General features: G+C 66.8%; 13 protein-coding genes. 6 read left to right on the forward strand and 7 right to left on the reverse strand.

Features of this window, described 5'->3' with window-relative positions; translation table 11 throughout:
* Nucleotides 1–63: 63 nt before the first annotated feature.
* Nucleotides 64–1,368, reverse strand: a complete 1,305-nt coding sequence (locus QF031_RS17810; RefSeq protein WP_307431222.1) for a cation:proton antiporter — start codon at nucleotides 1,366–1,368, stop codon at nucleotides 64–66.
* 147 nt (nucleotides 1,369–1,515) lie between these two features.
* Entirely contained in the window at nucleotides 1,516–2,583 is a 1,068-nt protein-coding gene (locus tag QF031_RS17815) for an IS110 family transposase (RefSeq protein WP_307431224.1), read from the reverse strand.
* Nucleotides 2,584–2,954: 371 nt separating this feature from the next.
* Here QF031_RS17815 and hutG point away from each other — a divergent pair, with 371 nt between their 5' ends.
* Entirely contained in the window at nucleotides 2,955–3,908 is a 954-nt protein-coding gene (hutG, locus tag QF031_RS17820; RefSeq protein ID WP_307431227.1) for a formimidoylglutamase, read from the forward strand.
* A gap of 21 nt (nucleotides 3,909–3,929) precedes the next feature.
* On the opposite strand, the gene QF031_RS17825 is transcribed toward hutG, so the two are convergent.
* Entirely contained in the window at nucleotides 3,930–4,595 is a 666-nt protein-coding gene (locus tag QF031_RS17825) for a response regulator (protein ID WP_307431230.1), read from the reverse strand.
* Entirely contained in the window at nucleotides 4,592–6,172 is a 1,581-nt protein-coding gene (locus tag QF031_RS17830) for a sensor histidine kinase (RefSeq protein WP_307433482.1), read from the reverse strand. The genes QF031_RS17825 and QF031_RS17830 overlap by 4 nt, the downstream gene beginning before the upstream one ends.
* Before the next feature lie 308 nt (nucleotides 6,173–6,480).
* Here QF031_RS17830 and QF031_RS17835 point away from each other — a divergent pair, with 308 nt between their 5' ends.
* The 4 genes from QF031_RS17835 to QF031_RS17850 are packed head-to-tail and all read left to right on the forward strand — an operon-like array spanning nucleotide 6,481 to nucleotide 9,973.
* Nucleotides 6,481–7,491, forward strand: coding sequence for a Bug family tripartite tricarboxylate transporter substrate binding protein (locus QF031_RS17835; protein ID WP_307431234.1), 1,011 nt, complete (start codon nucleotides 6,481–6,483; stop codon nucleotides 7,489–7,491).
* Entirely contained in the window at nucleotides 7,488–7,991 is a 504-nt protein-coding gene (locus tag QF031_RS17840) for a tripartite tricarboxylate transporter TctB family protein (RefSeq protein ID WP_307431238.1), read from the forward strand. The genes QF031_RS17835 and QF031_RS17840 overlap by 4 nt, the downstream gene beginning before the upstream one ends.
* Complete coding sequence (locus QF031_RS17845) at nucleotides 7,992–9,530, forward strand: tripartite tricarboxylate transporter permease (RefSeq protein WP_307431241.1); 1,539 nt, start codon at nucleotides 7,992–7,994, stop codon at nucleotides 9,528–9,530.
* A 50-nt stretch (nucleotides 9,531–9,580) separates the two neighbouring features.
* Nucleotides 9,581–9,973, forward strand: a complete 393-nt coding sequence (locus tag QF031_RS17850; protein WP_307431244.1) for a universal stress protein — start codon at nucleotides 9,581–9,583, stop codon at nucleotides 9,971–9,973.
* Here the strand turns inward: QF031_RS17850 and QF031_RS17855 are convergent.
* Nucleotides 9,970–10,851, reverse strand: a complete 882-nt coding sequence (locus QF031_RS17855) for a fumarylacetoacetate hydrolase family protein (RefSeq protein ID WP_307431247.1) — start codon at nucleotides 10,849–10,851, stop codon at nucleotides 9,970–9,972. The genes QF031_RS17850 and QF031_RS17855 overlap by 4 nt on opposite strands.
* Before the next feature lie 204 nt (nucleotides 10,852–11,055).
* Here QF031_RS17855 and QF031_RS17860 point away from each other — a divergent pair, with 204 nt between their 5' ends.
* Nucleotides 11,056–11,313: a hypothetical protein gene (locus tag QF031_RS17860; protein WP_307431250.1), complete on the forward strand. Its 258-nt coding sequence runs from the start codon at nucleotides 11,056–11,058 to the stop codon at nucleotides 11,311–11,313.
* A gap of 76 nt (nucleotides 11,314–11,389) precedes the next feature.
* On the opposite strand, the gene QF031_RS17865 is transcribed toward QF031_RS17860, so the two are convergent.
* Both QF031_RS17865 and hutH read right to left on the reverse strand, forming a co-directional pair.
* Nucleotides 11,390–11,635, reverse strand: a complete 246-nt coding sequence (locus QF031_RS17865) for a hypothetical protein (RefSeq protein ID WP_307431253.1) — start codon at nucleotides 11,633–11,635, stop codon at nucleotides 11,390–11,392.
* A gap of 162 nt (nucleotides 11,636–11,797) precedes the next feature.
* Nucleotides 11,798–13,390, reverse strand: a complete 1,593-nt coding sequence (hutH, locus tag QF031_RS17870; RefSeq protein ID WP_307431257.1) for a histidine ammonia-lyase — start codon at nucleotides 13,388–13,390, stop codon at nucleotides 11,798–11,800.
* Between the last annotated feature and the right edge of the window lie 72 nt (nucleotides 13,391–13,462).

Consider the following 13,462-nt stretch of genomic DNA (forward strand, 5'->3'; position numbering starts at 1 on the left):
TCTGGACCAAGGGCTGGTGCGGCATCTGCCGCACCAGCCCTTTTTTCTTCCCGAAAGCGCTGCCTACACCGGGGTGTTGGGGGCAAGTCCTTCGTCGCCGGACACGGCCAGGGCTTTGCGCTGCCGCAGCCGGTCCAGCCGGTTCATCAGCGGCGAGGTGGTGGCGCCGTGGATCACGATGGACAGGGCCACCACCAGCCCGATGAACGACCAGAGCCAATGCGCCTGCTCGGCGAAGTGGCCCTCACCCAGCGCGAAGGCCAGGTAGTACAGGGAACCGATTCCGCGGATGCCGAAGAAGGAGAGGGCAACGCGTTCGCGCGGGCCGGTTTTGCCGCCCAGCAGGCCCACCCAGCCCGCAAGTGGCCGGACCACCAGCAGGAAAGCCAGCGCCACCAGCAGCTCCGCCAGCCCGATGCCGGCGAGCAGCCCGCGGGCAATCGCGCCGCCCAGCAGGACCAGGATCACCACGGTCAGGAGCCGTTCCAGTTGCTCGACGTAGGAGTGCAGGACCCGGTGGTAGCCGTGGGTCCGTTCAGCTGCCCGGATGGTCACGGCACAGACAAACACAGCTATGAACCCGTAGCCCTCCACCATGTCCGTCAGCCCGTACGCCAGGAAGGTTGCCGCCAGGGCCACGAAGCCCTCGGAATGGTTGGACAGCCGCAGGCTGTCTGCTCGGGCTGAGAAGAAAAGCCTTGCCAGCAGCTTGCCGGTGAGGAAGCCCACGAGCAGCCCAACAGCCAGCCGCCACAGCACGTCCAGTCCGAACCATTCACCGAACCAGGCGGCCGGGTTTGCTCCAGCCACGCTGATGGCAATGGCGAGGTACACGAACGGGAACGCCAGGCCGTCGTTAAGCCCGGCCTCCGAGGTGAGCCCGAAGCGGACCTCGTCCTCCTTGTCCGTGTGGTCGTCCTGGTCCGCGGGCTCCCCCACTTGCACCTCCGACGCCAGCACAGGGTCCGTGGGCGCCAGGCTGGCGGCAACCAGCAGCGCTGCGCCCAGCCCCAGACCCAGGAACCACATGCCCAGCAGGGTGAGCGCCACGATGCACAGCGGCATCGCTATGCCCAGGAGCCGCCACGTGGTGGCCCAGCGTTTGCGTCCCACCGGCCGGTCCAGGGCCAGCCCGGCGCCCATCAGCGAGATGATCACGCAGACCTCCGCAAGGTGCATGACAAAGTCGCTGCGCTCCACCGGGTTGGGGTCCGGCAACGAAGGGATCAGCGCGAAGGCACCCATTCCGGCGCCGACGAAGACCATCGGCATGGATAAGGGCATGTTGCGCAGCAGCTTGGGCAGGACGGCCGCGGTGAAGACGGCCAGGCCGGCCGCGGCAAAAAGGATGTCGGGGGCTTCAAACATGGGCTCTCCAGCCTGGAATTGTTGCTTGGTCCGGTGCAGCGGGCGGTCACGCTGCCGCCGCCGGACCCGGTCTCACCCTATCGTTCGTACCCATCCGGCCGGCGGTTCCCCACAAAACCCCGTTCCCGTCCGACTCTTCTATGTCTGTCAAGCGGCATTCGAAGTGCAGGAGGCATTGAGCGTACGGTGTACGCGTCGGGCTAGGTAGCGCTTGATGCATCGACGGATTTCCCTATTTGTGTGGCCTTCTGCCCGCCGCTTCTCGACGTATTTCCGGGTCTCGGGATCGTGGGCCATTTTGGTGAGCGCAACCATGTGTAAGGCGCGGTTCAGGCTTCTGTCGCCCCCGCGGTTCAGGCGGTGGCGGACGGTGTTTCCCGAAGACGCAGGGATCGGGTTGACGCCCGCCAGGGAGGCGTAGGCGGCTTCGTTTCGAACCCGCCCGTGGTGGGACCAGGTGGCGAGGCAGGTCGCTGCAGCGACGGGCCCAAAGCCCGGTTCCTGAAGCAGGGGCGCGGCCTCGCTGATCTGCACCAGCTCGGTCAGCTGGTTCTCGTTGGATTTGAGCTGTTCATCGAGTTCGAGGACACGCCTGGCCAGGCGAACCGCCTCGGCGCGGGCAATGGACAGGGAGAGCTCCTCCTCGCGTGCACGCCACCGCGAGACGTCAGTGATCTGCCCGCCTGAAAGAGGCTTCCGGGCGTCCATTCCCAAAACGTGTGTGCGCAGCAGCGCGGTGAGCGCGTTGACCGAGCGGGTCCGCTCGGTGCTCATCGCATCGCGTGCCGTGATCAGGATCCGCAGGGCTTGACGGACCCCGTCGTTCACCCTGGGCCGGCGCAGCTTCTCCAGCGGCAGCGGCAGCACGGCCGCGCCGAGCCGGTGGGCGTCCAGGGCATCGGACTTCCCAACGCCGCGGCGCTTCCTGGCATCCATGCGTGGTGCCTCGGCGACAGGGAAGCCCTCGGCGGCAACAGTGCCGGCCAGGACAGCCCCGTAGGATGCGGCGCCTTCGATGACCCAGAGCGCGCCAGCGTCTGCCCCGGTACGGCGGGCGACCCAGGCGATGGCCCTGCTGATGCCGGCAGGCGTCGTGGGAAACTCCCGGGTATCCAGCAGCTCGCCGGTCCCGGCGGCGAGGACGGCGTAAACATGATTCCGGGCGTGGGTATCAACCCCCACGACAAACGGGTGGGAATGCGCAACGATAGACATGGCGGTGCAGCACCTTTCCTCAGCGATGGACAAGGTCCGGCCGCTAAAGGCCGGTACCGGTCCGGGTAGGAATCACATCGGAACAGCACTGTGACGAGTCACGCGCTCAACAACGCGGACAATCTTCTGATCAAGTCACCGAAGTGGGCCGGACAGGTACCGGCCGACCACCCCGACGGAAGGACAAGTCGGACGCAAGACACTAATGGTCATAGTTTCTTTGAGTCACAACCACCGAGGCGGACGGCCGATACCATCCTGCCAGCCAGTCCCAGACCAGCTGCTGATAAGACTCACAGGTTTCTTGGATTCCGGACAGTACGACGGCGGCGCTGCTGGTTTTCGTGCCGCGCATGCGGTGAGCTTGAGGCATGTCCCTCCAGCTCCCCGCCGTCGACGTCCCGCCCCAGCCCTGGACGGGAAGGTACGACGGCGACGGCCCCGGACACTGCCGCTGGTGGCAGGCCGTGAACGCACCGGATGGCCCACAGGATGCCGGGGCTGGCGGACGGCCTGCAGCGTTGCTGGGTTTCGCTAGCGATGAGGGGGTCCGCCGGAACAAGGGCCGCACCGGAGCCTCCGCCGCCCCCGCAGCCCTGCGGAAAGCGCTCGGCCCGCTGGCATTCCATCTGGACCGCGCGGTTGCTGACGTTGGTGACGTGGTGGTGTCCGGAGGGGACCTGGAGGCCGGGCAGGAACGGCTTGGCCAGGCGCTGGCGGCCCTGCTCGACGCCGGCCACCAGACTGTCGTGCTGGGCGGCGGCCATGAAACCGCCTACGCCAGTTACCTCGGCGTCAGCGCATCATCGGCAGTCCAAAGGGGGCAACGCCTCGGCGTCCTGAACCTTGACGCGCACTTCGACCTCCGCGACGAGCCCGTTCCCAGCTCAGGGACTCCATTCCTTCAGATGGCCCGGGCGGAATCGGACGCCGGACGCGACTTCCGCTACGCCGTCGTCGGGATCTCGGAGCCGAACAACACGCAGGTCCTGTTCGACACCGCGGACAAGCTGGGCGTCCGGTACCTGCTGGACGAGGACTGTGAAGCGGACCGGGTGCGGGACTTCGTGACGGCCTTCCTGGCGGAGATCGACGTCCTGTACCTGACCATTGACCTGGACGTGCTGCCCGCCGCCGTGGCGCCGGGGGTAAGCGCACCCGCAGCCTACGGCGTGCCGCTGCCCATCATTTCCGCGGTGTGCCGGCAGGTGGCGCGGAGCAGCAAGCTGCTGCACCTGGACGTGGCGGAGCTCAATCCTGCCTTCGATATCGACGGCCGGACCGCCCGGGCCGCGGCGAGGCTGGTGGACACGCTGCTGCGCTGAAAGCCCGCTGACTGTCAGCGCTCAGGCCTTCAGGACGTACCGCCGCTCCGGGCGTCCCACGCCGTACTTGAGCCGCACGTCCAGCGTTCCCTCGTCATGCAGGTATTCCAGGTAACGGCGGGCGCTGACCCTGGAGGTCCCAAGTTCCTCGGCCATCTCGGCCGCGGACACGTCTCCGGCGGCCGCATTCAGTGCCTCCTCCACCAGCTTCAGCGTCTCGATGCTGCAGCCTTTGGGCAGCGGCCGCTCGGCGCGGTCCAGGCCGAACACCCGGTTGACGTCCGACTGCTCAGCCACGTCCTTGGACGCATCCAGGCCTTGGTAGGCGTGACGGTAGTGTTCCAGCCGTTCCTGCAGGTCCGTCTGCGAAAAGGGCTTGATCAGGTAGTGGACTATGCCGCCGCGGAGCGCTTTCCGCACGGTTTCGACCTCACGGGCAGCGCTGATCACCAGCACATCCAGCTCCGGAGCGACAGTACGCAGGCGCTGCATCAGGTCCAGGCCGTTGATGTCCGGCAGGTGGATGTCCAGCAGCACCAGGTCCGGCTGGAGCCGTTCGGTCTCCGCGACGGCCTGGGCTCCCGTGTGGGCCGCGCCCACCACCGAGAAGCCGGGCGTGCGCTGGATGAAGCCGGCGTGCACCTTGGCCACCATGAAGTCATCATCGACGATCAGGACCTTGATCATGGCCGGGTGTTTCCTCGTTTCAGCACAGCAGTAAAGACAGCCCCATTATCGTTGGAAACCGTCAGGTTTCCGCCCGTGCGGCGGCAGACCACCCGGGACAGCGCCAGGCCGAAGCCGCGGCTGCCGGCCGGTCCCGGTTCCTTGGTGCTGAACCCCTGGCGGAAGATGTGGTCCGTGGCGCCGCCGGGAACGCCAGGTCCGTTGTCCCGCACGGTCACCACCACGTCTTTCCCTGCCTTGCCCTCCACCAATACCCTGACGGCTGCCTGTGGAAGCCCAGTGACGGCGTCGAACGCGTTGTCCACCAGGTTGCCCACCACCGTGGTGAGGTCGCGGGACAACCCGTCATCGACCTTCTCCAGCACCGAGTCCGGGTCCAACTGCAGGGCCGCACCACGCTCGGTGGCAAGGCTGGACTTGGCGATCAGCAGGGCCGCGAGCGCCGGGTCCTTGATCCGGCCGGTCACCTCATCATTGAGCCGGGTACGGTCCACGGTGGCACCGTTGACGAACTGGACCACGGAATCGTACTCGCCGATCTGGATCAGGCCGGAGATCACGTGCAGCTGGTTGGCGAACTCATGCGCCTGTGCACGGAGGGTGTCCGTGGCGGTGCGGGTGGTTCCCAGCTCGTGTTCCAGCTCGGAGAGCTCCGTGCGGTCACGAAGGGTGGTGACGGAGCCGATCACCCGGCCGCGGGACTCGAACGGCACCCGGTTCATCACCACCAGCCGGTCACCCACCAGCACCAGCCGGTCCGGTCCGGGCTGCTCGCGGGTGAGGACTTCCTTCAGGGCAGGTTCGACGGCGAGGGCAGCCACGCGCTTGCCCACACAGTCGGGCGGGAGGCCGAGCAGGGCGCGGGCGCTGTGGTTGGCCACCGTGATCCGCTCGTGCAGGTCCAGCGCCACGACGCCCTCTTTAAGACCGTGCACCATGGCCTCGCGGTTTTCCACCAGGCTGGTGATTTCCCTTGGCTCCATGCCCAGGGTCTGCCGCTTGACCCGCCGCGAGAGCAGCAACGAGCCGGCGATGCCCAGGACACTCGCCACCCCCAGGTAGGTCAGGAGGTTGGGCACGGCGTCGCCCAGCCGTTCGAGCACCGTTGGATAGTTGCGGCTGATGGAGGCGATCCCGATCATGCGCCCGGTGTCATCCAGGACGGGGACGTGAGCCGACAGGAGCGGGGCAGGGGTCCCGCCCACCACTCCCGTCCAGGCGCGGCCTTCCATCACCCTGCTGGCGCCGAGCTCCAGCGGTTCACCCAGCAGGCTGGGATCCGAGGACGCCACCACGGTCCGGTCGATTTTTGCCAGTGCCACGCGGGATGAACCCGAGACGATGCGGACGGACTCCGCCACCGCAGGCAATACTGCCCCGCCGCGCGGGTCTGTCTCCGGAAGGAGCTCACGCACTACGGGATTGCCGCCAAGGGCTTCCGCGGCCGACAGGGCCCGCCGGCCCTCGATCCGTTCGAACGCGGCAGCGGACTGGGCAACCGAGATGGCCACGACGCCCACCAGGACCGCCAGGACAATGAGCAACTGCAGCAGAAGGTACTGCCCCGCAAGGGACATTCCTCGTCGTCGAGTCACAATGGTCTTCCTGGTGGTGCGGTACGGGAGGTTCTCCGGCGCGGCCTGCCGGCGGGCGGAGTGCGCGCAGAAGCACGGGCGCAGGGCCTGGGGTGATACGGGGAACTATATCCCAAAGCCCACGGCAGGGCCGCTGTGGGGATCCGGAAACGTGAACGCAATGAACATAACTTTCTCTGCGTACACAAGAGTGATCACGGTCACGGCCGCCCCTAGCATCGAAACCACAAGGCATCGGTCTGCAAATGAACCGATGCTGATCAGATTTGTCTTGAGAGAAGAGGAACAACATGCGCCAGATCCGCGCATTGCGAGTTGCCGCCGTTGCTGCCGGCATCGCCCTGATGGCCACCGGTTGCGGGGCCACCGGCAAGAGCTCCACCGGTTCGGAAAGCTCCGGCGCCGCCGCCGGACCCATCACCGGTCTGCAGATCATGGTCCCCAACACGCCCGGCGGCGGCTATGACACCACCGCACGTGCCGCCGCAAAGGTCCTCGACGACGAGAAGATCTCCACCAACACCGAGGTCTTCAACCTGGCCGGCGCAGGCGGCACCGTGGGCCTGGCCCGGATCGTCAACGAAAAAGGCAACGGCGACCTAGCCATGCTGATGGGCCTGGGCGTGGTGGGTGCCAGCTACACCAACAAGTCCGAGTCCAAGCTGACGGACACCACCCCGCTGGCCCGCCTCATCGAAGAACCCGGCGCCATCATGGTCAGCAAGGATTCGCCCTACAAGACCATCGATGACCTGGTGAAGGCCTGGAAGGCCGATCCCGGCTCCATCTCCGTCGGCGGCGGCTCCTCCCCCGGCGGCCCGGACCACCTGCTGCCCATGCAGCTGGCAGGCGCTGTGGGCATCGACGCCACCAAGGTCAACTTCGTCTCCTACGACGGCGGCGGCGACCTCCTGCCCGCAATCCTTGGCAACAAGCTCGGCTTCGCCGCCTCCGGCGCCGGCGAGTACCTGAAGCAGATCGAATCCGGCGAGGTCCGCGTCCTGGCCACCAGCGGTGAAAAGCGCCTTGACGGTGTGGACGCACCCACGCTCAAGGAATCCAACATCGACCTGGTGTTCACCAACTGGCGCGGCGTCGTGGCCCCTCCGGGGATCAGCGACAAGGACAAGGCGGCACTGATCGCAGCCCTGGAGAAGATGCACGGCACTGAGGGCTGGAAGGAAGCGCTGAAGACCCACAGCTGGACCGATGCCTTCATCACAGGCGACCAGTTCAAGACCTTCCTCACCGAGCAGGACAAGCGGGTGGCGGACGTCCTCACCAAGCTTGGGTTGGCGTGACATCCCTGACCACAGGTCTCAAAGGCCGCTCCGAGCTGGGAGTCGCACTCCTGCTCGGGGCGGCCGGCGTCCTGGTCTTCCTTGACGCCAACGGCCTGGTAACCCCGTATTCGAAGTCTGATCCGGTTGGGCCCAAGACCGTCCCGTTCATCGTGGCCGGAATGCTGGTGGTCTGCGCCGTCCTGCTGGCCATCAACGTCCTGCGCGGGGGCAAGGGTGAGGCCGAGGGCGGCGAGGACGTCGACCTGGCGCACCCCGCCGACTGGAAGACCGTCCTGCCGCTGGCGGGTGCCTTCATCCTGAACATCCTGCTCATCGACTGGGCTGGCTGGGTGATCTCCGGAACGGTCCTGTTCTGGGGCAGCGTCCTGGCCCTGGGCAGCCGCCACTTTGTCCGGGATGGATTGATCTCCGTGGCCCTGTCCCTGTTGACCTTCTACGGCTTCTACCTCGGCCTGGGCATCGCACTGCCGGCCGGCCTCCTGGAAGGAATCCTCTAAATGGACGTCTGGTCCTCCCTGATGGACGGTTTCGCCACCGCCCTCACCCCCATGAATTTCCTGTACGCCGTGATCGGCGTCATCCTGGGCACCGCCGTCGGCGTCCTCCCCGGCCTGGGCCCGGCCATGACCGTCGCCCTGCTGCTTCCCGTCACATACGCGCTGGAACCCACCAGCGCCTTCATCATGTTCGCCGGCATCTACTACGGCGGAATGTACGGCGGCTCCACCACCTCGATCCTGCTCAACACCCCCGGTGAATCGTCCTCAGTGGTCACCGCCATCGAAGGCAACAAGATGGCCAAGGCGGGCCGGGCGGCGCAGGCGCTTGCGACGGCGGCAATCGGCTCGTTCGTTGCCGGCACCATTGGCACGGCGCTGCTGGCCGTCTGCGCACCGATCGTGGTGAAGTTTGCCGTCAGCCTGGGCGCACCCAGCTACTTCGCCATCATGGTGCTGGCACTGCTGGCCGTCACGGCCGTGCTCGGCTCGTCGCGGCTGCGCGGTTTCGCCTCCCTGGGCCTCGGCCTGGCCATCGGCCTGGTGGGGATGGATTCCGTCACCGGTCAGCGCCGCCTGACGTTCGGCCAGCCGCTCCTGGCGGACGGCCTGGACATCGTGGTGGTGGCCGTTGCCATCTTCGCCGTGGGCGAGGCACTCTGGGTGGCGGCACACCTGCGCCGCACTCCCCTGCACGCCATCCCGGTGGGCCAGCCCTGGATGGGCAAGTCCGACTGGAAGCGCTCCTGGAAGCCGTGGCTGCGCGGTACCGCCTTCGGCTTCCCGTTCGGTGCCCTGCCGGCCGGTGGCGCCGAGATCCCCACGTTCCTGTCCTACGTGACGGAAAAACGCCTCAGCAAGCACCCGGAAGAGTTCGGCAAGGGTGCCATCGAGGGCGTGGCCGGACCGGAAGCAGCCAACAACGCTGCGGCCGCCGGTACCCTGACCCCCATGCTGGCGCTGGGCCTGCCCACGAATGCCACCGCAGCCGTTATGCTCGCCGCTTTCACCAGCTACGGGATCCAGCCGGGTCCACAGCTCTTCGAAAGCCAGGGGCCCTTGGTGTGGGCCCTGATCGCCAGCTTGTTCATCGGCAACCTGCTGCTCCTGATCATCAACCTGCCGCTGGCACCGCTGTGGGCCAAGCTGCTGCAGCTGCCCCGCCCGTACCTGTACGCCGGCATCCTGTTCTTCGCCACCCTGGGCGCCTACTCGGTGAACCTGCAGGCGTTCGACCTGGTGATCCTGCTGATCCTGGGCGCACTCGGGTTCATGATGCGGCGCTTCGGGCTTCCCGTGCTGCCGCTGATCCTCGGCGTGATCCTGGGCCCGCGGATTGAAGGGCAGCTCCGCAAGACCCTGCAGCTGAGCGCGGGCGATCCGGCAGGGCTCCTGGGTGAGCCGATCGCCGTCGGCATCTATGTCATCATTGCCCTCATCCTTGTCTGGCCCTTTGCCTACAAGCTGATCCGCCGCAACCGGCCGGAGCGCCGGCCGCTGCTTCCCGCCAACTCTGGTGCAGCCGATTACAGTGACTAAGCAGCCGCACCAATGCCATCTACCCACTCTCAGCAGAACCAGGAGCAACCATGACCGTCGTTGTGGGATACGTCCCCACCCCTGAAGGCGAAGCTGCCTTGACGCAGGCCATCACCGAGGCCCGGAAGAACAACAGCACGCTGGTGCTGATCAACTCCTCCAAGGGCGAGGCAACGGTGGACAACCGCTTCGCCCCCGAAGGCGAGATCCAGGACATTGAGCAGCGGCTGGCCACCCAGGGCATCCAGTACCTGATCAAGCGGCCTGTGCGCGGTCACGATGCCGCGGCCGAGGTGCTGGACGCCGCCGAGGAGCACAAAGCCGACCTCATCGTGATCGGCCTGCGGCGCCGCACGCCGGTGGGCAAGCTGATCATGGGCAGCACGTCCCAGCGCATCCTGCTCGAGGCGGACTGCCCGGTCCTGGCCGTCAAGGCGGGCTAAACCGTAGCGGCCGCCGGCGTCCGGAACAACTCCTGGCGCTGGCGGCCCAGGCCCTCCACCTCTACCTCCACCACGTCGCCCGGCTGGAGGTAGGGGAAACGGCCGCTTAAGGCCACTCCCTGCGGCGTTCCGGTGAGGATCACATCACCCGGTTCCAGCCGCATGTACTGGCTGCAGTGGTGGACCAGGGTGGCGGCGTCGAAGATGAGTTCGGCGGACGTCGAATCCTGCCGGGGCTCACCGTTCACCCAGCTGCGCAGCCGCAGGTTGCCGCCGTCGGCCTCCTCTGCAGGGACCAGCCACGGACCCAGGGGCGTTGACCCGGGAAGGGATTTTCCCTTGGTCCACTGGACGGCAGCTCCGGGCAGCTGGTACTCCCGTTCGGAAAAGTCATTGGCGGTGACGTAGCCGGCAATGCAGGCAGCGGCGTCATCCGTGGAACCGAGATAGCTGGCCTCCTTGCCGATCACAACTCCCAGCTCCACCTCCCAGTCGTAGCGGGTGGAGCGCGGCGGCAGCGGGGCCGGGTCGCAGGGGCCGGTGACGGTGTTGCTCGGCTTGAGGAAGACCACGGGGATGGCGGGCGGCTCTGCCCCCGATTCCGCCGCGTGCGCGGCGTAGTTCATCCCGATGCCCACCACCGAGCCCGGGCGGGCGATGGGCGCACCAATGCGGAGCGAAACAGCACCATCCAGGACCGGCAGCTCCCCCGCCTCAAGGGCCTTCCGGGCCTTGTCCAGTCCACCGGCAGCAAGGAACGCCCCGTCCACCTCGCGGGTAAGGGGCAGCAGGCTAAAATAGCGGTCCGCCCCGTCCGCGGAGGGAACCAGCACGGCAGGCTGTTCGCTGCCGGATTCGCCCAGGCGCATGATCTTCATCCTGAATTCTCCTCAAGCTTTATCGACAGGTTTCGGGCCCTCTGGGCCCCGCCTCCATGGTCCTTGATTTCGCTGCGCGGCCGGGAACGAAACGCTTTGTGACCGCTTGATCGGGGCTTCCAAAGGACAGTCATCTGACATATAAGGGGAGCAGAAGGTAGAATGTTGGAGCCATCCTGGCACGAAACACAGAAAGTTCAGTACATGACTACAGCTACCTTGGAGCGCGTCCCCGCCGCCCAGACGCCCGAAGGACCCGCGCCGCGGTCCATCAGCCTGGAGTTCTCCAGCGCCAGCGAGGTCCACGCCGGACTGGAAGAGGCGGTAGCCGAACTGATTGAAGTAGCAGCACATGACGCCGCCTGCGGCATCCTGGTTACCAGGCTGCACCCGGGACGCTACACCGTGGCCCTGGACGAATCAGTGCCCTTCGGCGAGACCTACGAGTCCTTCGCCGCCTGACCATAACCGAAAAAATCCCCGCACACCGTCATGGCGTGCGGGGATTTTTTGTTGCTGGTCGCTGCCGGCCGGACTGCTAGGCGCGGCGAACCTCGACTCCATCGGACTTCAGGAAAAGCAGCTTCTCCGCCGGACCGGATGGGCCCGCCGGAACCAGCCAGATGACATTGCCGCTCTGGGACACCTCTTCCACTTCCCCCGCTGCCACCACATGCGCATGCTTGATGATCTCGACGCGGTCCCCGGCCTGGAGCGACTTCCAGTTGGACACCGCGGCGGACTGGGCATTGCGCCTCGACAGGACTGCCCCACGTGCTTTCATTTGAACTTCTACCCCTTTGTATTGTTCTGCTGCCACAGCCTCTTTGATGTGACTTTCGCTACACCTTCAGTTCTACTACACTCCGGCGCCACAATGGGCCGTGGCGCCGGATATTCCGCACTTCGGATCGGAAGCGCAGCAGGTCCTGAAGATCCTTCGGGTTCAGGCGAGGGGCCCGACGGCGAATTCGGCCGCGCGGAGCACCTCACCTGAGGCAACGAGCCGGTCAGCCGCTTCCAGTTCCGGAGACAGGAACCGGTCCGTTCCCGGACCCTCAACAACACTCCGCAGCGCCGTTACCACCGCGGCACCCGCAGGTCCGGGAGTCAGGACCCCGCCGGACAGCTGGGTCCGGATGTCCAGTGCCCGGGCTGACGTCACCAGTTCAATGGCCAGGACCCGGCGGAGGTTCTCCACTGCCTTGCGCAGCTTCCGGGCCGCGTGCCAGCCCATGGACACGTGGTCCTCCTGCATGGCGGAGCTCGGAATCGAGTCCACGGACGCCGGCACCGCCAGCCGCTTGTTGTCCGACACCAGGCCGGCCTGGGTGTACTGGGCGATCATCAGGCCGGAGTCGACGCCGGGGTCCGCGGCGAGGAAGGCGGGCAGCCCGTGCGACCGGGCGGGATCGAGCATCCGGTCGGTCCGGCGCTCGGCGATGGAGGACAGGTCGGCGACGGCGATAGCCAGGTAGTCCAGGACGTACGCCACGGGAGCGCCATGGAAGTTGCCGTTCGAGCTGACGCGACCGTCCGGAAGAACCACCGGGTTATCGATGGCTGCCGCCAGTTCCCGGGTGGCCACCAACTCGGCGTGGTCCACGGTGTCACGGACGGCACCGGCCACCTGCGGGGCGCAGCGCAGCGAGTAGGCGTCCTGGACGCGCGAGTCCCCCACCTTGTGCGAGGCGACGATCGGCGAATCGGAGAGCACGCGCAGCATATTGTCAGCGCTGGCCGCCTGGCCGGGGTGCGGGCGCAAGGCGGCGTGAAGCTCGGGCAGGAACACCTGGTCGGTGCCCAGCAGTGCCTCGACGCTGAGCGCGGCGGTGATGTCCGCCGTCGTGAGCAGCCGGCGAAGGTCCGCGATGGCCATGAGGAGCATGCCCAGCATGCCCTCGGTGCCGTTGACCAGCGCCAGTCCTTCCTTTTCGGCGAGGATGACCGGCTCGATGCCGTGTTCCGCCAGCAGCTCAGCGACAGGCCGCTCTCCGCGCCCGCCGTATGTGGCGCCGTCGGGCCCTTCTGCTTCGCCTTCGCCCATCAGCACCAGCGCGCAGTGCGAGAGGGGGGCCAGGTCACCGGAGCAGCCCAGCGAGCCGAATTCACGGACCACGGGGGTGATCCCGGCGTTGAGGACGTCCACCATGGTCTGCAGGACCACGGTGCGGACGCCGGTGCGGCCGGAGGCCAGGGTCTTGGCGCGCAGGAACATGATGCCGCGGACTACCTCGCGCTCCACGGCCGGGCCCATGCCTGCCGCATGGCTGCGGATCAGGGACTTCTGCAGCTGGGTGCGCAGCTCGTTGGGGATGTGCCGGTTGGCCAGCGCGCCGAAGCCGGTGGAGATGCCGTAGGCGGGGATGTCGCTGGCGGCGAGATTGTCGATGTGGGCGCGGACCTTGGCCACGGTTTCCAGGGTTTCGGGCGCGATGGCCACCTTATCGTCGTGGCGGGCGACGGCGAGCACATCCTCGGGCGTGACGCCCGCCGGGCCGAGGGTGACGGTGAGCGGTTGGTGCGTAATGGCTGTCATTGAAATTCCTAAAAGAGGTTCCATCGACTGCTCCGTAAGGGCCCTTTTGAGGGGTCATAACGGCACTTACGG

This window comes from Pseudarthrobacter defluvii (assembly GCF_030816725.1).
GTDB classification, from domain to species: Bacteria; Actinomycetota; Actinomycetes; order Actinomycetales; family Micrococcaceae; genus Arthrobacter; species Arthrobacter defluvii_A.